Here is a 21,049-nt window from a genome sequence, read left to right on the forward strand (position 1 = left end):
GAACGGCTCTCTGCGGCGCGTTCACGCCGCCGCGGTCGACTTGACGATGTGGGCCACGAGCGCGTCCACCGATGCGAAGATCGGCCTGGCTTCGTCGCCCTCCGGGATGCGGACGCCGAAGCGCTCCTCCACGCTCATGGCGAGCTGGAGCGCGTCCAGCGAATCGAGGCCCAGCCCCGCGCCGAACAGCGGCGCGGCGTCGTCGATGTCGGCCGGCGTCTTCCCCTCGAGGTTCAGCTCCTCGACCATGAGTTCTTTTAACTTCTGCCGCACGTCCTGCGCGTTCATGAGCACGTCCCAGCGGGGTAGCACAATTCCGCGCCTTTCCACCAGGGGGCAGCGCTTTTTCTGACGGTTTGGTAAAGAGCGCCCATGGCCCTCGTCGACTACGCCACCTCTGCAGGCGTCGCGCTGCTTACGCTCAATGATCCGCCCGTCAACGGCTACACCCACGAGATGATGAAGGACCTCGACGCGGCCATCCTCGAGGCCCGCTTCGACAACGATGTCCATGTCATCGTCATCACCGGGCACGGCGAAAAGTTCTTCTGCGCAGGAGCGAACATCAACATGCTCCGCGAGTCGGACCCGACGTTCAAATACTACTTCTGTCTCCACGCGAACGAGACGTTGAGCCGCCTCGAGCACACGCCGAAGCTCTGCATCGCCGCGCTGAACGGCCACACGGTAGGCGGTGGTCTCGAGATCGCGATGGCCTGTGACCTCCGCATCGCCCGCAAAGGCGCCGGCAAGGTCGGCCTCCCCGAGGTCACGCTGGGCGTCCTTCCAGGCACCGGAGGCACCCAGCGCCTGGCCAGGCTCATCGGCAAGTCACGGGCGATCCAGCTGATGTGCGAGGGGCAGACGTTCGATTTCGAGACAGCGCTCGCGGTTGGCCTGATCAATGACGTCTGGGAGACGGCCTCCCATGACGAGTTCATGGACCGGATCCTCGCGTACAGCCACACGTTCACGCTGCCGGACCGCGCGGCGCTGGCGGTCGGGCGCATCAAGCGCGCCGTTCAGACGGGCTTCGAGGTAGGGCTTGAACAGGGGCTCGCCCTCGAACGAGAGCTCCAGGCCGAGCTGTTCACGTCGGAGGACGCCCGCGAGGGGCTCGCTGCGTACATGGAGAAGCGGAAGCCGGTGTTCCAAGGCAAATGAGCGCATGCCGCGGCAAATGGGCGCACGCCGCGGCAAATGGGCGCACGCCGCGGCAAATGGGCGCACGCCGCGGCAAATGGGCGCACGCCGCGGCAAATGAGCGTACGCCGCACGTCGAGCAATGCGCTGCCTCGCCGTTCTTCTCCGTGGGCAGCCGGATCACGCTGACGCCGCCTTGAATGTAACAAAAATCACTTATTGCTGGTAGCGTCGGAGGGTTGGACGATTTTCAAATCAGAGGGGGCTGCTGCACGTAAGTTCAGGCATGCAACAGCGTGTTGAGCATGCGCCCCTTCTGGAGCGGCCCAGCTTCGAGACCGTGTACACTGTCGGGCTGTCATTCCTCCGACAAGCGCTTCGCTGGCTCGGCGTGGCAGAGCGCGACGTCGACGACGTCGTGCAAGAGGTCATGATCGCTGCGTATCACGCGCTGGATCGCTTCGATCCGAGGCGCTGCTCAGACGAGGCGCGCACCAGACATCCCCCCTGCGGCCACGCCTCGAGCCTGGAACGCGGGGCGCCACAAACGGCGAGCCCGCTCGGCGAGCCCCTCAGGCGCTGGCTGTTCGGCATCGCCTGGCGACAGGTCGGCCACTATCGCGGGCGCGCCCACCGCCGCCGAGAGATCGCGGTCGGCGCCGGGGCGAGCTGGCCGTTCGAGCCGGCCGACCCCGGCTTGACCTCGGAACAGCTGCTCGCACGCGAGCAAAGCGGCCGGCTCGTCGGCAGGCTGCTCGGCGGGATCGACGCCGAGCGACGCGTGGTCTTGATCATGCACGATCTGCTCGATGTGACGACCGCCGACATCGCGCGCGACCTGGACGTGAAGGAGAACACGGTGCGCAACCGCCTCCGGCTGGCCCGCGAAGACTTCCGCGTGGCGGTGAAGCGCATGAACGCCGAGGACCGACGCGCACTCCACGATCCGTTGAGCCTCCAGGTCGCCGAGCGCTCCCGCGGGGCGGACGAAGAGCCGCTCATGAGCACCGCCAGGCTCATCCCCGAGGTGCCGGACGCACTCCGGCGCAGGATCTGGCTCGCCGTCACGCGCGCGATCGCCGAGGCGCACGCGGTGGGCCCGAACCCCACGGCTTGCGCCGCGCCAGCTCCGTAGGCGACCGTCGCACGCACCGAAAGGAGGCCGGCGCAACCGAGGGCCCGGGATCGGCCGCTCTCAGCGCTCCAGCATCCTGCCGTAGTGCTCGGCGAGCGCCGTCCCTCCCAGGCGGGAGAAGAAGGAGGAATAGCATATCCAGATCGCCAGCCCGTTCATGTCGTCGAAGATCGGCGGGAGATACGGAGGCGGGCGGATGATCCCGTCGGTCACGTGCGCGTGGAGGACAGGGACGTCCTCGTGCGCGACCTTCCCCACGAACAAGAAGGGAATCAGCATCGCCCGATCGTGCTGAATGGCCGCGCGCATGAAGGCGTAGTTGAGGACGATCCCCTTGCAGTAGCAGGCGTCCTTCGTGAACGGCGCCCCTCCCGCAAGCACGCCGCCGCGGAAGACGCGCCTGGCATTCTGGAAGCACTCGTCTTCTTCGTAACCTTCGGTGCGGTACCACTCGAACACGTCGAGGAACGACGCCCCGTCCTCCGCCTTGTCCACCGCGAGGATGCGGTCGTTCAGCTTCTTCGCGCGACGCGGCGTGCTCCTGAAGGTGAGGATCTCCACGAGAACGGCGAGCCCTTCCTGAACCGCCGTGGTGCGCGGAGGCCCTTTCGCGAGCCAGCGCGCCACCGGCTGAGCTTGCCCGTTCAAGCTGGTCGCCACGTGCACCCACCCCTCGTGCGCCTCGAGGATGTCGACATCGCTCTTGGCGAACATCGCGCCGCTCCGGATCTTCACGTAGTCGCTGCCGGCGGCGGCGTCCGCGAGGAGCGAGTCGTCCACCTGCACGCGGATCGACGCGCCGCCGAAGAAGCGGTCGAAGCGGGCGTTCAGATCGAGCGCCGCCATCTCCGCCGTGATCTCCCGCTGCTGCGACGGGCCGAGGCGCTCACCGCCGATCGCCGTCAGGAGGTCGTAGAGCACGACCCCCATGTCCCGCACGCTCGTCTTTCCGTCTGGCAGCTTGTCCTTCGGAGATCCGTAGAGCTCGCGGGACAGCGCGTAGAACGCCTTCGTTCCCCGTCCGATGAGCATGCTCACGACCTTCCGGTACTCGTCCGCCGTCGCGCGGAGGATCTGCCCGAGCCGATCGCGCTTGCCGAGCTCCCGCTCGGCGTCGCGCAGGATCTCCTCGAGCTCGCGCTGCTTGGCCTCCGGGTCGAACCCCAGATCGTCCGAGTAGGCGACCTGCGGCAGCTCGCGCTGCTTCGAGCGGAGAAATTGCTCTTCGACGTCCGCCTCCCAGCGGAGCGCCTGGAGGATGCGGATCGGCCGCTGCGCATCGAGCACGCGCTGGGCCAGCGTCGCGAGGATCTCCTTGTAGGAACGCCACGGCCCCGCGACCGGCGGGAGCGGCGCGTGCGGGATCGGTCCGTCGTGCAAGCTCAGGGACTCGAGCGGCGCCGACGGCGCTTCACCGCTCTCCGCACCGCCTTCCCCAGGGCCGCCCTGGCCGCCGGCCTCCGCCGCTCCCGCGCCGTCCTCCGCCGCGCCAGCGCTGCCGCTGCTCGGCTCGTCGGCTGGCTCGCTCACCTTGAGCTCGCGCTGCGCCTCCACGTCCGCTGCGTGCGCCCCCCTCCTCTCCCGGGCCTCAGAGCTCTGCGCCATTGCGATCGATTGCTAACACTGGCTCACCTGTCCGAGCAAACCTCCACGGGCCAGGACAAGCGCCGCGGGGAGAGCCGGCTTCGCCGGATCCTTGTCGGCATCGCCGCCTCGGGGTACGAGCCCTGCCCGTATGAGCGATCCCGAGCACAGGAATGACGCCGAGACGACCGCCGAGGAGGAATCGACCGCCCTCTCGGATGCCGCGCTCCTCGAGCGCACGGCGGAGGGGGCCAGGCGGCTCCGCTCGGCGATCGCGGCGGCGGTGGTAGGGCAGGACGATGTCGTCGAGGCCATGCTGATCACGCTCGCCGCGCGCGGGCATGCGCTGCTCGTCGGCGTCCCGGGGCTCGCCAAGACGCTGCTCGTGTCGTCCCTCGCGAGGGCGCTCGACCTCAGCTTCGGGCGCGTCCAGTTCACGCCTGACCTGCTGCCCGCCGACATCACGGGGACCGATGTGCTGCACGAGCAACACGGGTCGCGGAGCCTGCGCTTCCAGCCCGGCCCCATCTTCCACAACCTCGTCCTCGCGGACGAGGTGAACCGGACGCCGCCGAAGACGCAGGCCGCCCTGCTCGAGGCGATGCAGGAGCGCAAGGTGACCGTCGGGACCACCACGCACGCCCTCCCCGACCCGTTCCAGGTGTTCGCGACGCGAAACCCGATCGAGCAGGAAGGGACTTACCCGCTGCCAGAGGCGCAGCTCGACCGCTTCTTGCTGGAGATTCACGTCACCTACCCGAGCGAGGCCGAGGAGCGCGAGGTGGCGCGACGGACGACCTCGGGGAAGCCGCCGGCGATCGCGGCGGTGCTCAAGGCGAGAGAGGTGCTGGCGATCGGGCGCCTCGTCCCGAGGATCCCGGTGACCGACGAGGCCGTGGACCTCGCGGTGCGCCTCGCCAGGGCGACGCGGCCGGGGGCGGAGCGCGCGGCGCAGGAGGTCCGGGACTACGTGCGCTACGGCGCGGGGCCGCGCGGGAGCCAGGCGCTGGTGATCGCGGCCAAGGCGCGCGCTGCGCTCCGCGGCGAAGCAGCCGCAGACGTGGACGACGTGAGGGCGCTGCTGATCCCGGCGCTGCGGCACCGGATCGTGCTGTCGTACCGCGCCGAGGCGGACGGCGTCCGCGACGTCGACGTGCTGAGCGCCGTGGAGAGATCGGTGCGCTGAGCGGCGCCGCGGCGCGGACGCCCATCACCGGGCGCGAGGCGCCTGTTGCTGCGCTTCCTTCACCGGCGTGACCGCCTTCATGGCCTTCAGATCCAGCGCGAAGCGCAGCGTCCCCGGCCCGCGCCCGTCCCAGCTCACCGCGACGACGCCGCTCTTCTTCAGGCTCAGGCCGGCCCAGCCGCCATCGCCGAGCAGCGACGTCACCAGCGCCGACAACGAAGGCTCGTGCCCCACCAGCGCCAGCGGCTGAGCCCCCTGGTGCTGCGAGAGCCGGCGAAGGATCTCGGCCGTGTCGCGCGAGGGAGAGAGCTCGGCGACCACCGACACCTCGTCGGTCAGCCGGGCGGCCTCGGCGATGATCTCCGCGGTCTGCACCGCGCGCACGAGGGGGCTCGTCCAGATCACCCCAGGACAGCGGTCCTTCTGCTTCGCGAGCCATTTGGCGACGCGCCGGGTCAGCTTGCGCCCCTTGCCCGTCAACCAGCGACCTGCGTCGCCGAGGTCCGGCGCGTCATCCACGGCATGGCCATGGCGGATGATCAGGATCTCCATGACCTGACCTTAGCCCGGACGAGCGCCAGCCGGGGAGCGCCGTGCGCGCGAAAGAGGCGGCGGCGCCGCCTCGACGCCCATCAGAACTCGCACTGATGGGTCGCATCGTTGCAGTGCGAGCCCGGCGCCACGAAGGGACAGATGCTCCCGCGGAAGCTCTCGCACGGGAAGCCGCACGTGAATGAAGTGTGCGTGTAGCAGCTCTGCCCCTCGTCGCAATCGGCGTCGGAGGCGCATCGGCAGTTGAAATCGTCAGGGAACCCGTTCCCGTTTTCATCAAGGCCGTTGCAGCACTCGGTCACGTAGACGTCGCTCGCGCTGCAGTCCTCGTCCGCGCAGTCCAGCGCGCCGTCGCAGTCGTTGTCGATCCCGTCGGTGCACGCGGCGGTCCCGAACTCGGGGCCAGGCGCGGCGCCGTTCGCGCAGCTCCGGCATGAGCCGAAGGTGGCGCAGCCGGGATCAGCGCAGTCGACGTAGTGATCGCCGTCGTTGTCGAGGTCGTCGTCACAGATCTCGCGCGGGTTCGGGGCGATCTCGACGTTGAGCACGAAGGGGCCCTCGTTCGGTCCGCTCGCGGGATCGATCGTGAAGCCGTCGAGGAAGACGAAATAGGTGCCGGGGTACAGGATGCTGAAATCGAGCAGGGAGGCCCGCGACCCGCCGCTGTCGTCGTCGCAGCCGATCTCCCGGCCGGAGTTGCAGACGCCCGTGCGGACGTAGAGCGCCGTGTCGAAGGCCGACCCGCGCGAGTCGACGCGCACGCGCGACGGCGCGGTGAGCACGAAGAAGAAGACCGCCTCGCCGGCGTCGCCGCCGCACTCACCCCGGGTCTCGCTCACGTGCCCGGTGGTGTCCCCCGTGTAGGTGCCAGTCCCGGGGATGCGCCTCGGCGACAGGCAGTTGGCCTGCTCGAGCACGCACACCGGGCTGCTCGCGCAGTCCGGGTCCTGGCAGTCGACCAGGGCGTCGCCGTCGTCGTCGACGTCGTTGTTGCACCGCTCGGGCGTCGGCTCGCAGCTCGGCGCGAAGGCGCAGGCGCTGTCCGCGCAGTCGACGCGCTCATCGCAGTTGTTGTCGACGCCGTCGTCGCAGATCTCCGGCACGCAGCGCTTGCAGGCCGGCGCGGAGACGCACTGCGGATCCGCGCAGTCGACGCGCCCGTCGCAGTCGTTGTCTGCGCCGTCCTCGCACCGCTCCGGCGAGCCGGGCGGCTCGCACGCGCACGGGAAGATGCCGCGGCAGTCGGGATCGCCGCAGTCGACCAGGAGATCGCAGTCGTCATCCTCGCGGTTGTCGCAGCGCTCGCGCCGGGAGCTGCAGGCGCAGAGCGGCTCGGAGCCGCAGTCGGCGTCGTCGCAGTCGAAGGCGAGATCGCAGTCGTCATCGACGCCGTTGCCGCACTTCCCGGCCTCCGAGGTGGAGCAGCCGCAGACCGGCGTCCCCGAGCAGTCCGCGTCGAAGCAGTCGACGATCGTGTCGCAGTCGTCGTCGGCGCCGTTCTGACAGCGCTCGCCGGCAGGGCTCGGGGTACAGCCGCAGATCTCCCCCGCTGCGCAGGCGGGATCGAAGCAGTCGCTGACGCCGTTGCAGTCGTTGTCCGCGGCGTCCGTGCAGATCTCCGGCGCGCCCGGGAAGACGGACGGGTTGAGGTCGTTGCAGTCGCTCCCGCCGCAGAACGTCGGGCCGACGCCGTCCCGATCGTCGTCGCGGGGACGATGGTCGCAGCGCCCGTCTGCGCAGTCGTCGCTCGTGCAGTCGTCGCCATCGTCACAGTCCGTGGGGCCGCCGCACGCGTCGAAGCCTCCGACGCCCTCGCCTCCGTTCGATGAGGTCGACATGCTGCCGCTCGTCGCTCCACCAAAGCCGCCCCCTCCAGCGCTGGCGTTCGAGAGGTCGGGGAGGCTCGTCCGGCCGCACGCTCCCGCCAGGGCGCCGAGCGCCACCCATGCGCCGAGCGCCATGAGGTACCGTCGAATCCGGGAAGGCCGCGGAAGCGCCCCCTCGACCCACGCTGAAGAGCCCGGCTTCATCTCTCACCCTCTCGCACCGGCCGCACGCTGCCCGCGCTTCGGTCTACTTTACAACCCCGAGTTTCCAGGAAAGCAAGTTCTGATCCGTTGGCGCTGGCCGGTCGGCGAGGCGTTGCTCTGGAGCGCGCTGCCTCGCTCTGCGCGGCTGGCGCGAGCAGCTGCGAGGGCTGCTCACGAGCTGGCCTGCACGCCGATCCGGCCAGCCCGCGCCACGGGATCAGTTGCGGGTCGGAGCATCCGCGTGTAACGAGGGCCGGTGGGCGCGCAGCTCCAGATCGAGTACGAGCGGCCGCCTCCTGGCCTTCAGCGCGGGCGTTACCCTGCGCCACAATGGGTCATCCTGGGGATCGGCGCCGCGGTGGTGCTCATCGCAGCCGCCGTCCTGACCTGGCGAGCGCGGCGCGCCTTCAGCGCACGCGGGAGAGGCGGACCCCGCTCCTCGAGACGAGGGTGACGGGAAACGAGGAGCCAGGCGAGCACTTCAGGGGGAGGAGGAATGATCAACCGCAGTGCGATCGCAGGTTGACACCGAGCGGACCGGACCGGTAGGCACCATAGAGGGATGCGCACCCGGTCGGCCGATGTAGAGAGCCGACCGAGCGCGCGACGAGCCTGCAACAGCCGGGGCCCAGAGACGCGGCCCCAGTGAGGCCCTTTGGGTCCTGAAGAACACCGCGCAACCGCGGCCCGTGGATACATGGCACCGATCGAACGTGGCGTTGAGCTTGTGCATCGCGTGATCGCGCAACTGAAGAAGCGCCCTTCCAGCCATACCGCCGAGGGAGCGAGCCAGGCGGCTCTCGATGCGCTCGAGTCCAGGCTGATGGTCGAGCTGCCGCCCACGCTGCGGGCGTTCCTCGAGTTCGATTTCAGGCTCGATAGCCTGGGCCCGCGGTTCAAGGGGCGGCATCGCTTCGGCCAGGATCCGGCGGCGCCTCGACCGAAGCTCACCTCGGTTCGCAAGCTGGCCGAGGCGAAGACCGACCTCGGCTGGACCGAATCGCGGCTCCGGGCCAAGGTCGTGAGGCTGCCCAACCTCCCCGGTCAGCCGTGGAACGCGCTCTACCTCGGGGAGGCCAGGCGGGACGGCGAGCTCGTCATCCTCGGCCTCGACAACGAGGACACGAACGTCCGGGTCTTCCCGCGCTACACCGCGTTCGACCTGTACCTTGCCGAGCAGTGCGGCCTCATCAAGCTGCGCGAGTCGCATCGGCTCGAGGACCTCGAGTCGCACGTGGCGCTCAACCCCGAGCTCGGGTCCGCCGAAGAGGACGACGAGGGCGACACGGAGTATTGATCGCTCGGCCGCGACGCCCTCACCCCGGCGCCGCTCGGCCGTGGACGACGTCGGTGACGAACGCGATGGCTGCCGGTGCAGGAGCGCTCCACTTCCGGTTCCGGGTGGACGACGGCGACCCTCGTGACCGGCTCGACAAGCTCGTCGTCCACCTGCTCGACCGCGCCGGCCATGCGGCCTCCCGCGCGGCGGTGCAGCGGTGGATCGCCGCCGGTCGGGTCCTCGTCGATGGGGAGCCCGCGCGCGCGTCGGTGGCGGTGCGCGCAAGCGCGCTGGTCGAGGTCCGCCCCGAAGAGCCGTCGCCCTCGCCCACCGCGGCCGATCCCGACGTGGCCATCCCGGTGGTGTACGAGGATGAGCACCTGCTCGTCATCGACAAACCTGCCGGGCTCGTCGTGCATCCGGCCCGCGGCCACGCGTCCGGCACGCTGGTCAACGGGCTGCTGGCCCTGCCCGGGTTCGCCCTGGCGCCCGCCGATCCGCGCGATCCCATGGGCCATGTCCGCCCGGGGATCGTGCACAGGCTCGATCGAGGGACGAGCGGCCTGCTCGTCGTGGCGAAGGACGAGCCCACCCGCGAGGCGCTGAAAGATCGGTTCGCCAGGCACGAGATCGAGCGCGAGTACGCCGCGATCGTCGCCGGCGAGGCGCGAGACGCCACCTACGAAACGCTCCACGGCCGGCACCCGACCGACAGGCTCCGGTTCACGTCATGGATCCGCGGCGGCGCCGGCGCACCCAGCGCTGGAGCCGGCGCGCCCGGTTCACGCGTCGCCACACCGCGCCGCGCCGTGACGCACGTCCGCGTGCTCGAGAGGCTCGGCGACGCCGCGACCGTCGTCGCGTGCTCGCTGGAGACGGGCCGCACCCACCAGATCCGGGTGCACCTCGCCGAGCGCGGCAGGACACCCGTCCTCGGAGACCCCCTCTACGGCAAGCCGCCGAAGAAGCCGGCGGTACGGGCGATCGCGGAGGAGCTGGGCCGGCAAGCCCTCCACGCGCGCGTGCTCGGGTTCATCCACCCCGCCACGCAAAAGCCCGTCCGCTGGGAGAGCGCGCTGCCAGCGGACATGCGCAAGGCGCTCGACCAGCTGCGGGCGCTCGCTACCAGATCTTCGATTTGATGTGGCCCTTGGACTTGATGAGGATGTCGACGAGGGCGCGGTCGTAGAAATTCTTCTGGTAGAGGTCCGGCGCGACGCGGCTCTTGTAGAGGGCGCGCCCTTCCTCGATCTCTTCGGACAAGACCGTGAAGAGGTCATCCTGCTGGATGCCCTGCACGATCTTCTCCTCGTTGTAGAGCGAGAGATCGCTCGCGATGGCGCGCGCGAGGCGGCGCGCCGCCTCTTCCGTTTCAATCAAGGGCATCCGTCTCTCCTCCAGGTTCGCCAGCCGGGGGCACGCGCTCCCGAGCCGACGGGGGCCTAGGATGCAGCAGCCCAGGCGGCGCTGTCAAAGTAGCTCGTCGTCCGACGACCCGACCCCGCACCCGCGCGGCGGCGCGAGGGGCGCGGCGGGCATGGGGGTGGTCGCGCGGGGCGCGCCGGCGGCAGGCCGATCCGCATCCTGGCGCGCCGCGGCGAGGGCGGCGAGCCCCGAGAGGAGCGGGAACGCGACCAGCGCGTAACGCCCGGCACCGAAGAACACGGCGTGCGTCGCCGCGGTCGCAGCGAGGACGGCGAGCGCGGCGCCTACGAGCACCGGCGCCCGGAGGAGCGCGCGGCCCTTGAGCAGCGCGAGGCCGAGGAGCGCGAGGTAGCCAACCCATGCATGGACGTGCAGCGCGGCGACGACCCCCAGCGCGAACAGCGCGAGCCGAGCGATGTCGAGCGCGCGGTGCGCGAGCGAGGGGCGGCGAGCTGCGCCGGGCGCCTGCGCGGGCCTGCGCGCCGCCCACACGAGCGCGGCGAGGAGGACGACGCGCTCGAAGACGGTCTCGACGGCGCCGAGCGCGACCTTGTGGGCATCGCTGAACGCCGACGGGTTCGAGGCGTGGAGGTACCACCCGGCCGCGCCGCAGTAGTCGAACGTCGCCGCGAGCTTCCTGGGCACGAGCCCGAGCCATTCGCCCGGGTGCTCCGCGATGTACCGGCGCGCCTCGCGGCCGAAGCAGGCGTCCTTGCCGGCTTCATCGAAGACCTCGCGGCACGCCTCGGGGACCTGGACCGGCGCCCAGGCTCCGGTGGACGCCGGATCCGCCCCGATGAGGAGATTCCATCCGCCGTTCACGCTCACCAGGGCGCACTGGTTCATCCGCAGGCAGTTGCGCGCGGTCCAGGGCGCGCACACGAGGAGCGCCGCGATGACGGCCAGCAGGACGGGCGCCGCGCGCGCGGCGAACGGGGGGAGGAGCCGGGGACCGCCAGCAGGCGGAGAGCCCGAGAGTGCGAGGCCGGCGAACAGGGGCGCGAGCAGGAGCGCCTGCGGGCGGACGAGGGTGGCGGCGCCGATGAGCAGCCCGATGGCGGCGAACGGGGCCAGCGCGGGGCGGCGCTCGCGCGCCCTCGCGGACGCCCACGCAGCGCAGGCGACGAGCGAACCGGTGACGCCCTCGGTCATGAGCGCCGGGGTGTACGCCACGAGCCCGGGGTGGAGGGCGACGAGCCCGCCGGAGAGCGCCGGCACGGCGCGCGAGCGCGGCGCGGCGCGGGCCGCCAGGCGATGGACGGCGAGCGCCGCGAGCGCGCCGAGCACGGCGTTCAGCAGCATCGCGACCGCGGGGTGCGCGCCGAGCAGCGCGTACAGCGCGCCGACCGCGCCCGGATAGCCCACCGGGTAGTGCGCGGCGTACGTGACGACGCCGTCCGGCCATAGCCACGTGTAGCCGAGCCCCGCCGCGATCCGCTCGGCGATGCGCTGGTAGTACGTCCCGTCGGCGGTAGGCGGGAAGCGCCCGGCCGCCCAGACGACCGTGGCGAGCCGCGCGGCGAGGGCGAGCGCGAAGATCGCGCCCGCGTCGCGCCGACGCGCGACGACCGAGGCGCCGTCGCTCATGACGAGCGCGCGAGCGACAGCGGGAAGCGCGCAAGCAAGCCGGTGGCCCGCAGCGCAGCGACGACCTCGCACGCGGGCAGACCGACGACGTTCGAATAGGAGCCGTCGATGCGCGCGACGGCGAACGCGCCGATGCCCTGAATCGCGTAGGCGCCGGCCTTGTCGAGCCCCTCGCCGGTCGCCGCGTACGACGCCACCTCGTCGTCGTCGAGCTCGCGGAAGCGCACCCGCGTGACGACCGTCTCGGCGTGGAGCGCCTCGGCGAGGCCCGGGGCGGACGCCGTCGCGGCCTCGGCCCGATCGCCGCCGGCGATCGCGAACCGCGTCCATACCTGGTGCTCGCGGCCCGAGAGGGCGCGGAGCATGGCGCGCGCGTCGACCTCGTCACGCGGCTTGCCGAGGATGGAATCGCCGAGGATGACCGACGTGTCGGCGACGAGGATCGCGCCCGCCCCGGCCGCCTGGCGCAGGCGCCGCGCGGCCGCGAGCTTCGCCAGGGTGACGCGCTCCAGGTAGGCAGCGGCGTCCTCGGCGGCGCGCCCCGCCTCGTCGACCTCGGCTGCCGCGACGCGGAGAGGCAGGCCAAGCGTGGTCAGGATCTCTCGCCGGCGCGGCGAGCCGGAGCCGAGCAGGAGCGGGTGTGAGTCGTCGATCATGGTCGTGCTGACGCCGGCGGCGCCGGCCCCGGCCGGGCGTGGTCCTAGCACGGCGCCAGCGCGACCGCGGGGCACGACGCAATCCGACGCAAACCGAGCCTCGGACGCCACCCGGACGCCAGCGGATCGCGACGCGTCGATTGCTCTTTTGACTCTCCCCCCGGCAGTAGTAGAGGGTCGGGCGCGATGCGCGCCAACCGGAGGGAGCCTGCACGATCGAGCCTCCCGCTGCTGGTGGCGTCCGGGGTCTTGATGGTGGCCCTCCTTCCGGCGCCGGTGCGCGCGGACGAGTGCGCGCCGGCCAGCAGGCTGTCGGGCTGTATCGATGCCGACAACCTCTGGCCTCACGCAGGCGGCGGCCCTTTCTTCGCCGTGGGGAGCACAGGGACGGCTCCGAGCTCGAAGGCCTCGTTCGGCCTCGTGGCGAGCTACCTGTCGCGGCCAGTGGGCCTGCGCACCGACTCGCCCGACCCCGAGGGGACGGTCATCCATGCGCTGGACAACATGGTCGACGCGACCTTCCTGGCGTCGTTCGGGCTCACCGATCGCCTGGAGGTCACGGTCGCCGCTCCCGTCACCCTGTACCAGGACGGGGCAGGCTTCTCCGACGTCCTCGGCACCGACACGGAGCTCCAGCGCAGCGTGGTGCGCGACGCTCGCCTGGGCGCCACGTTCGCGATCTTGCCGCCGGCCCAGCGTGGTCCGCTCGACGGCTTCTCGCTGGCAGCGCGCCTCGATCTGGGCGTGCCCACCGGCGACGGGTCGGTGTTCGCCAGCGCCGGGACCGTGACGCTCGCGCCGAGCGTCACCGCAGCGTACCGGCTCGGCAAGCTCCTGCTCGCGACCGAGGTCGGGGCCCGGCTCCGTGGCTCGAGCATCCTGATCGACGCCGAGGTCGGCCCACAGCTCCTCGGCGCCCTCGGCGCCTCGGTCGACGTGCTCCCGGACCGCTGGCTCACGGCGTCCGCGGAGGCGTTCGCCCTCTACACGCTCGCCGAGCAGCCCGCCGGAGCCCCGGCGCTGGTGCCGGCGGAGTGGATCCTCTCGGCCACGAGCGCACCGCTGCTCGCAGGCGACGTCTCGCTGTCCGCGGGCGGCGGCGGCGCCATCCCGTTCGCCTCCGACGGCGCGCTCACCGTGCCGCGCTTCCGGTTCAACCTGGGGCTCCGCTATGCGCCGACGGGGCGCGATGCGGACGCCGACGGCGTCCTCGATCGCGACGACGAGTGCCCGCTCGTCGCGGAGGATCGCGACGGCTTCCGGGACGGCGACGGATGCCCCGATCCCGACAACGACGGCGATCGGATCCCCGACGGTCGCGACAGGTGCCGGGACGAGCCCGAGACGATCGACGGCTTCCAGGACGGCGATGGCTGCCCGGACGCGGACGACGACAGCGACGGCGTCCCGGACGACGCCGACGCCTGCCGGAACGACGCCGAGGACCGCGACGGCTTCCAGGACAGCGACGGATGCCCCGATCCCGACAACGACGGCGACGGGATCCTGGATGCGCGCGACACGTGCCCCATGGGCGCGGAGGACGTCGACGGCTTCAAGGACGACGACGGCTGCCCCGATCCCGACAACGACATCGACCAGGTCCCTGACGCCAGCGACCAGTGCCCGGACAACGCCGAGGATCGCGACGGCTTCCAGGACGACGACGGCTGCCCCGAGCGCGACAACGACGAGGACGGCGTGGCCGACGCGGCCGACGCATGCCCCATGACCGCCGAGACGATCGACGGCACGAACGACGCCGACGGCTGCCCTGAGCCGGCCGGCAGGTCGTTGCCGCGGTGGTCCGGCGATCAGGTCGTCCTCGACGGCCTGGCCCGCTTCCCAGCAGCGAGCGCCCGCGTGCCGCCGGCCCTCGCGGCGCAGCTCGGCATGATCGCTCAGCTCATGCGCGGGCGCATGCCCCTCGACATCGTCATCGTGGAGGCCTACGCCGATCGTCAGGGCGATCAGTCCGCGCGCGCCCTCGACCTCGCGGGCGCGCGCGCGAGCGCCGTCAAGGAGCTCCTTGCAACCGCGGGCTTGCCGGCAGAGCGGATCACGGCCGCCGCTGGCGACCCATCAGCCAAGCGCGCACCAGGCGCACCCCAGATCGAGGTGACGGCGACCCGCGCTCGGCGCTCTGAAGGAGCTCCGGGTGCTCCGGGCGCAGCCACCTCGACGACCGGAGAGAAGAAACAGCGATGAATGTCCTCGAGGCACGCCGTGCCCGCCATTTGATCATCCGCCTGGACCGGGGCGAGGAGCTCCCTGCAGCGCTGGTGCGCGCCCTCGATGAGGCCGAGGCGCGCGCCGGCTGGATCGAGGGGGTAGGCTCGCTGGAGAAGGCCGAGGTCGCGCTGTTCGATCAAGCTTCCCGCACCTACGCGAAGACGCGCGTCCTCGATGGCCCGTGCGACGTGGTGGCGCTCTCGGGGAACATCGCGCTCCAGCAGGGAGAGACCTCGCTTCGGCTGTCGGCCACGCTGGCCCGCGAGTCGGGCGTCGGCCTCCAGCTCGCCGCCGGCGAGCTCGTGTGGGCGCGCGTCTACGGGCTCGAGCTCCGCGTCACGGCGTTCGACGATCTGCCCCTGGTGCGGGTGTTCGACGATCGAACGGGCGCGATGCAGCTCGCGACCCAGTCGTCCGCCATCCCCGCGCTCGCGGGCGAACCGCCCCGCCTGGCGCCTCCGGTGCAGGCCGCGGAGCTGCCGCGCGCGACGCCCCCGGCGCCCGCCATCGAGCCGCCGCGCGCGACGCCTCCGGCGCCCGCCATCGAGCCGCCGCGCGCGACGCCTCCGGCGCCCGCCATCGAGCCGCCGCGCGCGGCCTCAGCGGGCTCCGCGGAGCTCGCCGCCGCGCCGCTACCGCAGCGCCCGACCCGTCCTCGCCAGGACGACGAGCTCTATCCGGAAGTGGGCGACAGCGTGACCCACTTTCACTTCGGCGACTGCACCGTGATCAGCTCGGATGGCGAGCGGATCCGCCTCCGCCAGGAGCGCGACGGCCGCGTGCGCGAGGTCTCGCTGACGATGCTCCGCATCGAGCCTCCCACCGTCGACGCGGCGACAGGCAGGAAGCAGTTCCGCCTCGCGCGGAAGAACTGAGAGCGACCGCGCCACCTCGTCGAGAGGTGGCGGACGGCGCCTGCGCGCTCAGAAGACGCGCTGGGCGATGTGGATCGAGTCCCCTGCCTGGAGCGGCACATCGGGGATCTTGTTGTCGATGATGTCCTCGACCGAGACGGTGGTGAACACCGTCTTGCCCTGAGACTTCCTGCGGATCGTGACCCGATCCTTGTCCGCGATGCTGTTGAACCCTCCCGCCATCGAGATGGCGCGGAGCAGCGTCATGCCGGGCTGGAGCGGCAGGGACCCGGGCTTCTGCACCTCGCCGAGCACCTCGACCCGCTTCGAGTTGTACTCCTTGATGCTCACGCTCACGCTGGGATCGGTGAGGACCTGCCCCTCCATGAGCTTCGCGCGCACGAGCTCCGCGACCTCCTGAGGCTCGAGGCCCGACACCTTGAGCCGCTTCACGTAAGGGAAGTCGACCGTGCCGTCCGGCGCGACGGTGAACGTCGAGGGCAGCTTGTCTTCTCCGACGATGCGGAGCTCGAACACGTCGCCGACCCCGATGGTCGTCGCCTCCACCGGCGGAGGCAGGTTCGCTGGCTGGGGCGCTCGCGATGAGCACGCAGCGAGCGCCAGCGCGAGCACGGCGGCGGTCCACCGACCAGCGCGCCGCATCACATGAACCAGCGCACGCCCAGGTAGGCTTCGAACTGCTGCCATCCGAGGTAGTTCGGCGTCGTCTCGCCGGCGGGCGTCAGCGATGTGCTGCTGATGTTGTTGCCGTAACGCAGCGTCGAGTTGATGCCCAGCGAGTCCCCTATCCGGTACTCGCCGAACAGGGACGCGTCGACGCGGACGTCTGTCCAGGGATCCGCAGATGTGGAGGCGGCTCCGTTCCCCGGAATCGCGGGATACACGTGGGCAGCCACTCCGCCGTCGGCGATCAGCAGAAAACGCCCGCCGAAGAAGTAGGTGAGCTTGAGGTAACCGCGATCGCGCTCGTAGTAGGTCGAGAGATAGCTGTCGTGGAAATCGCGCGTGAAGCCGGCCGACAGCGACGACAGCGCGAGCGTGGCCGCCTCGGGATCGGCCGAAGGGTTCGGCGTCAGGTACCACTTCAGCTCGAGCTGGCCGATGACGCTGTCGAAGTCGTGCACCTCGGCCTGGCTGTCTGACGTGTAGAAGCTCGCGCCCCAGCCAGCCATCGCGAGGAGGCCAAACGACGACGTCACGAGGCCGTTGATGCCGAGCTGCGCGCGCAGGGGATGAGAGGAGAGCTGGGCAGCCGGGTTCGGGTAATTCACGAACCCGAGCGACGCGTCGTAGATGAGCGCTGTGCGGGGCAAGAAGCGCCAGCGACCCCGCGTCCGGATCGTGTGGTGCAAGTTCGTCAGGCTGTCGAACTCGTCGACCTCGAAGAACGTGCCCAGGAAGCGATAGCCTAGCCGCCAGTCGAGCAGCCCCCCGCCCGGCGTCCACACGAGCTCCGCCCCCGCGTCGGCGTGGACGCGCCGAAAGCTCTGGTTGGAAATCCCCAGATCCGAAGAGGCGATGGTCCGGCCGAGCGACGCATCGAGGATCCCGGACCAGGGGCGCCGGGGCAGGATCGTCAGCTTGGCGTCGAGCAGGCCGCCGATGTTCCGCTGCTCACTCAGCCGGTCCTTCCCTACCTCGCTGCCGGATACAGGGAAGAACTCTTCATAGGTCGCCGCGATGCCGGCGCGAAACTCGACGTCTGGCGGCGGCGCGTCGGGCGTCACCTCGTAGCGCTGCTGGCTCAGCGTCGAGAGCGAAAACGACGGCGTGATACGGAGCCGCAACGAGCCAACAGGCCCGAGATCATCGAGGCCTGCATAATCGTCTTCGTCTCGGCGGAAGAAGTTGGAGTCATAGCCGAACTCCGCGGCGACTCCGGGATGCAGCTCGAGATCGCCGGTGCGTATCCCGATGCCCTCGGTGTAGCGCCGATCCTTGAGCCACGGCTGATCCTGCGCCAGGGCCAACGCCGGGGACAGAGTGAGTGTGACTGCGGCAGCGGCTATGGTTTCACGAAGTTTCATCGCCTATTGGGCAGTGGCAATCCGAGAGAGGCGGTCGCCTACCGAAAACAGCTACTGCACGCAGGCGGCTCGATGATGATCTGGCTGACGGGATACTCGGAAGGATCGTCCTTGGGGAGGTTCGGATCGATCGTCGCCGTCACGGCGCTATCGCCGATAAAGCCCGCTTCCTGTCCGATGCACTGGTTGGCCTCGGCCGTCAGCTGCTCAGTCCGCTGCCGCAGCACCGTCAAGATAGTGAACTCATGGTTGGAGAGATCGACGTCACGCCGATTCACGGCGAGCTCCAGGCCCTGCCGCCGCTCGCGGGCGGAGCGGATGGCGACATCGATCTGATTCAGCTTGTCGTCAAGACAGAGCGTCTTCACGACGTCGCGCTGCGACCGGGCCGTCTCCAGCTGGCGACGAACCGACGTGCGGGCTCCGTCCATCCGGGCGAGGTAGGTCTCGCTCTGCGCGAGCTGCTCTGCGGGCGAGAGCGTCACCTGCCGCGCGAGGCCGGCGGAGGCGTCCGGCGGAGGCGCCGTCTGCGCCTGCGCAGCGGCGATCCCGTGGCCGACAACGACCGAGATCAGCGCCACAGCGGCGAAGCCAGGGATCTGTTCACGCTTCATCGAAGCCTCCGGAAATCAGACCCGCGCAGTATAGGTGCGGGTAGACGTAATTGTCAAAACGCAATGAACATGCCGAGCAGCCAGCTGCGCGCGTCCGTCGGGAGCCCCCGTACGGCGCTCTCTCCGTTCGATGCGCGACGTCAGCACGCCATTCACGTGCAAGCGAGGAGAGAGAATTGCGTCTTGTTCACGGACCCGGAAAGCCTCGGGGGCTATTGGCTCACGAACGTGACAGGAATCACAACCGTCGCGCCGCCGCCCTCAGGCGGCGCGAACTGCGCGCTCTGGACGCGCGCGACGACGCACGAGACCACCGTGCCGGACAGCCCGCCGCCGCCGGAGGGGGTCGCCGAGAGCACCTCGCCGTTGGGGCCGATCTTCGCGGTGATCCGGACCGACCCCTTCATGCTCGGGTCCTCTTGAAGACCTTTGTTGTAGCAACGGCGGAAGCCGGCGGTCATACCGGCCACGACGGAGGGCGCGTTCGAGACGCTCCCGCCGGAGACCGCGGCGCCGCCCACCTGGGCGTTGCCCACCGGCCCCTTGACCGTCTGTGCCGAGCCGGCCGTCGCAGGGCCGCTGGTCCCGGTGTTGCCAATCGTGGCGAGCCCGCCGCCGCCGGCCGCGCCAGGTCGCACGGTGCCACCCCCGGCGCCGCCCATGTTCAATCCCGCCACACCGCCCTTGCCGACGCCGGCCCCTGACGCGGCCGCGTTTTCGAGCAAGCCGGTGGGCACGTCGCCCGAGCTCAGGACGCTGGCGGTCGCGTTCCCGCTCGAGTTGAGCGCGCCCAGCATCTGCATGTCGAGCTGCGCGAGCTCGTTGGTGAGCGCCGACGCGCGGGCGTCGTTCATCCCGCCAGAGCCCTTCCCCGGGCTGGCAGCCCCCGCCCCCTTGTTCCCACCGCCAGCGGCCTTGGGCGCTTCGGCAGCAGGCGCCGCTGTCGCGGCCGGCGCCTCGACGTCCTCCTTCGGCTGCTCCACCGGCGGCGGGGGCAGCTGCTTCACGGACTCAAGCAGTTGCGCGACGTCGATCTCATCGTCGACCACCGGGTCCATCCAGTCGGAGTAGATCGAGCCCACGGCGCCGAAGTGGAACAGGAACGAGAACGCGGCGATGATCGTGGTCGTCCAGTCGATGTCGTTCGCGATCCCCGACCGCACCGAGACGGGCAGCTGCGGCTTGGGCTGCACCGGCGGCGGCGCGACGAACTGGAAGAGGAACGTCGTCTCCCCCACGACGAGCTTGCCGCGCGCCTCCTCGCTGAGCTGGACCTGGTAGGCCTGGACATTGCCGACCGCCACGCGCTTGGCCGACGACTTGAGCGCGGAGAGCTCGGAGACGCCGCCCTTGAAGGCGACCCGACCGGTCATCCCGTCCAGGAAATTGAGGAAGTACTCGCCCCCCACGAGCTCGAACACCCGAAAATTCGGCGGGATGCTCTTGCTCGGGATGACGAACATGCTCTTTTCGCTGGGGCCGATGGTGACGTGGGTGCGCTGCTTGATGACGCGCTCCTCGATCACCTTTCCCCCCTGAACCAGGCCGATCCTGAGCACCTTCGGGCCGGTCACCGGTGCGACCGCCCGCATGACCGCGGTCATCTGCCCGGGCTGCCCGGGGCGCGACGGGGTGGGGTGCGGGGGCTGCTGGGTCATTCCAAAGGACTCCGGGAGAGGGGGGACGAAGCGGGCGCCGATCGCGATCGCGCGCGGCTTGCGGAGCCGCGCCCCGGGGCCCGGCAGGCCCCGGGCCCGGATCCGCGAGCGACGCGCCGCGCAGCGGAGGGCACCATAATTTGCGAGGGTACACGGACAGCTCGGGGCGGTCCAGGAGAGCGCGCGGCGCTCAACGGGGCGCCCGGCGAGAGCGTCGAGGCGATCCGGAAGGGCGCACGGGGCCCCCGACGCCATCGGCGCTATCGGCGCTATCGAGTGGTTCCAGGGCGACCCGCACGAGCGCGTCGATCGCCTCGCGCCCTCGTGCGGCAGCGGCGCGGCTGGCCCGCCCAGCGGCCGCGGACGCGATCGCGCCGGCGCCCCCCGCGCCCAGGACGAGCGCGATGACCGAGGGCCCGGCGTGCGCGAGGTACGAGAGCGTGGCCAGGAGCAGCGCGGCGAGCGCCGACAGGCGCGCCGCCGCGCGCGGCCACCCCGCGCCGGCGTCGAGCCGCTGCTCGATCTCGGCGAGGAGCTCGTTCGCCACCGCGATCTTCGCGCGCGGGTCGGCGGCGGCCATGACCTCGAGCGCGAGGCGGCGCTCCCAGCTGTCCGGCGGCGACCGCCTCGCGAGCTCCGCCAGCCGCGCCTCGCCGGGCAGCGCGCGGAGCGAGCGCGCGAGCGACATCAGGTCGCCGCCGGTCGCGCGCGCGACCTGCGCGGGGTGCTTCCACGAGACCGCGGCGCAGGCGGCGCTCGACGCGATCGACAGCGCGCTCAAGAGCACGGCGACGGCGGACACACCGGCCGCCTAGAACGGCTCCTTGAAGATCGCCTGCTCGATGCGGTCCAGGAACGGCTGACGCAGCTCGGCGAGCGTGAGCTTGGGCTGGATCCGGCTGACGTCGACGGCCGCGATGGGCTTCTGGATGCGGCCCGTGATCGTCACCTCCGCGAGCGTGATGACCCCGCGCTGCTTGCCCTTCTCCTGCGCGCTCGCCGGCGCGCCGTGGCCGAGGATCGCGAGCAGGACCGAACCCAGCGCAAGTGCCTTGTACATGCTCAT

Annotated in this window: 20 protein-coding genes; 7 read left to right on the forward strand and 13 right to left on the reverse strand. The window is 70.9% G+C overall.

Annotation, left to right across the window (positions count from 1 at the left end):
* Positions 1 to 21 precede the first annotated feature (21 nt).
* On the reverse strand, positions 22 to 288 hold the full coding sequence (locus tag WMF45_RS33085; protein ID WP_044969499.1) for a phosphopantetheine-binding protein: 267 nt from the start codon (positions 286 to 288) through the stop codon (positions 22 to 24).
* A gap of 84 nt (positions 289 to 372) precedes the next feature.
* Here WMF45_RS33085 and WMF45_RS33090 point away from each other — a divergent pair, with 84 nt between their 5' ends.
* Both WMF45_RS33090 and WMF45_RS33095 read left to right on the forward strand, forming a co-directional pair.
* Positions 373 to 1,164 (forward strand): enoyl-CoA hydratase/isomerase family protein, encoded by a 792-nt coding sequence (locus WMF45_RS33090; RefSeq protein WP_437709110.1) that lies wholly within the window; start codon positions 373 to 375, stop codon positions 1,162 to 1,164.
* A gap of 265 nt (positions 1,165 to 1,429) precedes the next feature.
* A complete protein-coding gene (locus WMF45_RS33095) occupies positions 1,430 to 2,278 on the forward strand; it encodes an RNA polymerase sigma factor (protein ID WP_437709111.1) in 849 nt (282 codons plus the stop codon).
* A 60-nt stretch (positions 2,279 to 2,338) separates the two neighbouring features.
* Here the strand turns inward: WMF45_RS33095 and WMF45_RS33100 are convergent, their stop codons facing one another.
* Entirely contained in the window at positions 2,339 to 3,883 is a 1,545-nt protein-coding gene (locus WMF45_RS33100; RefSeq protein ID WP_437709113.1) for a flavohemoglobin expression-modulating QEGLA motif protein, read from the reverse strand.
* Between the two features lie 130 nt (positions 3,884 to 4,013).
* Here WMF45_RS33100 and WMF45_RS33105 point away from each other — a divergent pair, with 130 nt between their 5' ends.
* Positions 4,014 to 5,048: an AAA family ATPase gene (locus WMF45_RS33105; RefSeq protein ID WP_012238556.1), complete on the forward strand. Its 1,035-nt coding sequence runs from the start codon at positions 4,014 to 4,016 to the stop codon at positions 5,046 to 5,048.
* 24 nt (positions 5,049 to 5,072) lie between these two features.
* On the opposite strand, the gene sixA is transcribed toward WMF45_RS33105, so the two are convergent.
* Together sixA and WMF45_RS33115 are read right to left on the reverse strand one after the other, a co-directional pair.
* Positions 5,073 to 5,600 (reverse strand): phosphohistidine phosphatase SixA, encoded by a 528-nt coding sequence (gene sixA, locus WMF45_RS33110; RefSeq protein WP_437709115.1) that lies wholly within the window; start codon positions 5,598 to 5,600, stop codon positions 5,073 to 5,075.
* An 80-nt stretch (positions 5,601 to 5,680) separates the two neighbouring features.
* Positions 5,681 to 7,630: a MopE-related protein gene (locus tag WMF45_RS33115; protein WP_437709117.1), complete on the reverse strand. Its 1,950-nt coding sequence runs from the start codon at positions 7,628 to 7,630 to the stop codon at positions 5,681 to 5,683.
* A gap of 736 nt (positions 7,631 to 8,366) precedes the next feature.
* Here WMF45_RS33115 and WMF45_RS33120 point away from each other — a divergent pair.
* Positions 8,367 to 8,927, forward strand: coding sequence for an SMI1/KNR4 family protein (locus tag WMF45_RS33120; RefSeq protein WP_437709119.1), 561 nt, complete (start codon positions 8,367 to 8,369; stop codon positions 8,925 to 8,927).
* Between the two features lie 53 nt (positions 8,928 to 8,980).
* A complete protein-coding gene (locus tag WMF45_RS33125; RefSeq protein WP_437709121.1) occupies positions 8,981 to 10,051 on the forward strand; it encodes an RluA family pseudouridine synthase in 1,071 nt (356 codons plus the stop codon).
* Here WMF45_RS33125 and WMF45_RS33130 read toward each other — a convergent pair.
* The 3 genes from WMF45_RS33130 to WMF45_RS33140 form a co-directional block, all read right to left on the reverse strand.
* Complete coding sequence (locus tag WMF45_RS33130) at positions 10,032 to 10,295, reverse strand: hypothetical protein (protein WP_437542982.1); 264 nt, start codon at positions 10,293 to 10,295, stop codon at positions 10,032 to 10,034. The two genes, WMF45_RS33125 and WMF45_RS33130, sit on opposite strands and share 20 nt — an antisense overlap.
* An 84-nt stretch (positions 10,296 to 10,379) precedes the next feature.
* Positions 10,380 to 11,921, reverse strand: coding sequence for a hypothetical protein (locus WMF45_RS33135; protein WP_437709123.1), 1,542 nt, complete (start codon positions 11,919 to 11,921; stop codon positions 10,380 to 10,382).
* Positions 11,918 to 12,577, reverse strand: coding sequence for a Maf family protein (locus WMF45_RS33140; protein WP_437709125.1), 660 nt, complete (start codon positions 12,575 to 12,577; stop codon positions 11,918 to 11,920). Before WMF45_RS33140 ends, WMF45_RS33135 begins: the two co-directional genes overlap by 4 nt.
* A 186-nt stretch (positions 12,578 to 12,763) precedes the next feature.
* Between WMF45_RS33140 and WMF45_RS33145 the strand changes: the two genes are divergently transcribed.
* Both WMF45_RS33145 and WMF45_RS33150 read left to right on the forward strand, forming a co-directional pair.
* Complete coding sequence (locus WMF45_RS33145; RefSeq protein WP_437709127.1) at positions 12,764 to 14,785, forward strand: OmpA family protein; 2,022 nt, start codon at positions 12,764 to 12,766, stop codon at positions 14,783 to 14,785.
* Positions 14,782 to 15,684: a PPC domain-containing DNA-binding protein gene (locus WMF45_RS33150; RefSeq protein ID WP_437709129.1), complete on the forward strand. Its 903-nt coding sequence runs from the start codon at positions 14,782 to 14,784 to the stop codon at positions 15,682 to 15,684. Before WMF45_RS33145 ends, WMF45_RS33150 begins: the two co-directional genes overlap by 4 nt.
* Positions 15,685 to 15,732: 48 nt before the next feature.
* Here WMF45_RS33150 and WMF45_RS33155 read toward each other — a convergent pair whose 3' ends face one another.
* From WMF45_RS33155 to WMF45_RS33180, 6 genes are all read right to left on the reverse strand, one after another.
* Entirely contained in the window at positions 15,733 to 16,326 is a 594-nt protein-coding gene (locus WMF45_RS33155; RefSeq protein WP_437709131.1) for a polysaccharide biosynthesis/export family protein, read from the reverse strand.
* On the reverse strand, positions 16,326 to 17,654 hold the full coding sequence (locus tag WMF45_RS33160) for a hypothetical protein (RefSeq protein WP_437542997.1): 1,329 nt from the start codon (positions 17,652 to 17,654) through the stop codon (positions 16,326 to 16,328). Before WMF45_RS33160 ends, WMF45_RS33155 begins: the two co-directional genes overlap by 1 nt.
* Before the next feature lie 95 nt (positions 17,655 to 17,749).
* Positions 17,750 to 18,325 carry a hypothetical protein gene (locus tag WMF45_RS33165; RefSeq protein WP_012238568.1) on the reverse strand — a complete coding sequence of 192 codons (576 nt, stop codon included), beginning with the start codon at positions 18,323 to 18,325 and terminating at the stop codon, positions 17,750 to 17,752.
* Positions 18,326 to 18,537: 212 nt separating this feature from the next.
* The gene (locus tag WMF45_RS33170; RefSeq protein WP_437709133.1) at positions 18,538 to 19,983 is read right to left on the reverse strand and encodes an AgmX/PglI C-terminal domain-containing protein; all 1,446 of its coding nucleotides are present in this window, start codon (positions 19,981 to 19,983) and stop codon (positions 18,538 to 18,540) included.
* 190 nt (positions 19,984 to 20,173) lie between these two features.
* Positions 20,174 to 20,785, reverse strand: a complete 612-nt coding sequence (locus WMF45_RS33175; RefSeq protein ID WP_437709134.1) for a hypothetical protein — start codon at positions 20,783 to 20,785, stop codon at positions 20,174 to 20,176.
* 9 nt (positions 20,786 to 20,794) lie between these two features.
* The gene (locus WMF45_RS33180; protein ID WP_437293850.1) at positions 20,795 to 21,049 is read right to left on the reverse strand and encodes a hypothetical protein; all 255 of its coding nucleotides are present in this window, start codon (positions 21,047 to 21,049) and stop codon (positions 20,795 to 20,797) included.

The sequence above is a fragment of the Sorangium sp. So ce448 genome, from assembly GCF_051520915.1.
Lineage (GTDB): Bacteria > Myxococcota_A > Polyangia > Polyangiales > Polyangiaceae > Sorangium > Sorangium cellulosum_B.

What these genes read in the sequence shown, in the direction of transcription:
- WMF45_RS33085 (WP_044969499.1), bottom strand. Translation starts at nt 288, where the DNA reads ATGAACGCGCAGGACGTGCGGCAGAAGTTAAAAGAACTCATGGTCGAG.
- WMF45_RS33090 (WP_437709110.1), top strand. Translation starts at nt 373, where the DNA reads ATGGCCCTCGTCGACTACGCCACCTCTGCAGGCGTCGCGCTGCTTACG.
- WMF45_RS33095 (WP_437709111.1), top strand. Translation starts at nt 1,430, where the DNA reads ATGCAACAGCGTGTTGAGCATGCGCCCCTTCTGGAGCGGCCCAGCTTC.
- WMF45_RS33100 (WP_437709113.1), bottom strand. Translation starts at nt 3,883, where the DNA reads ATGGCGCAGAGCTCTGAGGCCCGGGAGAGGAGGGGGGCGCACGCAGCG.
- WMF45_RS33105 (WP_012238556.1), top strand. Translation starts at nt 4,014, where the DNA reads ATGAGCGATCCCGAGCACAGGAATGACGCCGAGACGACCGCCGAGGAG.
- sixA (WP_437709115.1), bottom strand. Translation starts at nt 5,600, where the DNA reads ATGGAGATCCTGATCATCCGCCATGGCCATGCCGTGGATGACGCGCCG.
- WMF45_RS33115 (WP_437709117.1), bottom strand. Translation starts at nt 7,630, where the DNA reads ATGAAGCCGGGCTCTTCAGCGTGGGTCGAGGGGGCGCTTCCGCGGCCT.
- WMF45_RS33130 (WP_437542982.1), bottom strand. Translation starts at nt 10,295, where the DNA reads ATGCCCTTGATTGAAACGGAAGAGGCGGCGCGCCGCCTCGCGCGCGCC.
- WMF45_RS33135 (WP_437709123.1), bottom strand. Translation starts at nt 11,921, where the DNA reads ATGAGCGACGGCGCCTCGGTCGTCGCGCGTCGGCGCGACGCGGGCGCG.
- WMF45_RS33140 (WP_437709125.1), bottom strand. Translation starts at nt 12,577, where the DNA reads ATGATCGACGACTCACACCCGCTCCTGCTCGGCTCCGGCTCGCCGCGC.
- WMF45_RS33145 (WP_437709127.1), top strand. Translation starts at nt 12,764, where the DNA reads ATGCGCGCCAACCGGAGGGAGCCTGCACGATCGAGCCTCCCGCTGCTG.
- WMF45_RS33150 (WP_437709129.1), top strand. Translation starts at nt 14,782, where the DNA reads ATGAATGTCCTCGAGGCACGCCGTGCCCGCCATTTGATCATCCGCCTG.
- WMF45_RS33155 (WP_437709131.1), bottom strand. Translation starts at nt 16,326, where the DNA reads ATGCGGCGCGCTGGTCGGTGGACCGCCGCCGTGCTCGCGCTGGCGCTC.
- WMF45_RS33165 (WP_012238568.1), bottom strand. Translation starts at nt 18,325, where the DNA reads ATGAAGCGTGAACAGATCCCTGGCTTCGCCGCTGTGGCGCTGATCTCG.
- WMF45_RS33170 (WP_437709133.1), bottom strand. Translation starts at nt 19,983, where the DNA reads ATGACCCAGCAGCCCCCGCACCCCACCCCGTCGCGCCCCGGGCAGCCC.
- WMF45_RS33180 (WP_437293850.1), bottom strand. Translation starts at nt 21,049, where the DNA reads ATGAGCATGTACAAGGCACTTGCGCTGGGTTCGGTCCTGCTCGCGATC.